The organism is Achromobacter sp. SIMBA_011 (genome assembly GCF_046535435.1).
In the GTDB taxonomy this organism is placed as follows: Bacteria; Pseudomonadota; Gammaproteobacteria; order Burkholderiales; family Burkholderiaceae_B; genus Achromobacter; species Achromobacter dolens.
In genome coordinates this window covers 1-255 of the sequence record NZ_JAWRWN010000824.1, presented here as the reverse complement: position 1 = coordinate 255, position 255 = coordinate 1, and the positions used below count along the sequence as shown (strand labels likewise).

Below are 255 nucleotides of genomic sequence, written 5' to 3'. Positions count from 1 at the left end.
CAGAGCGGCGGCTGGGCTGTCATCGGCGGCAGCAGCCTGGGCCGCAAGCGGCTGGCCATCGAGCGTGCGCAACAGCACCTGGCGGTCGCAGGAGGTTGGAGTTGGCGATCAGTACCCGCGGGGCGTTGCTGTGGGTCTTGAACACGCCCACCGGCTTGCCGGACTGCACCAGCAGGGTTTCGTCGTCATTCAGATGGGTCAGGGCCTCGACGATCTTGTCGTAGCACTCCCAGTTGCGCGCCGCGCGGCCGATGC

The 255-nt window shown here is 67.8% G+C and carries 1 pseudogene; it reads right to left on the bottom strand.

Annotated features, from left to right (window positions below):
• Window positions 1-88 precede the first annotated feature (88 nt).
• A pseudogene (locus tag SB816_RS33305) lies at window positions 89-255 on the bottom strand (hypothetical protein); the annotation flags it as partial.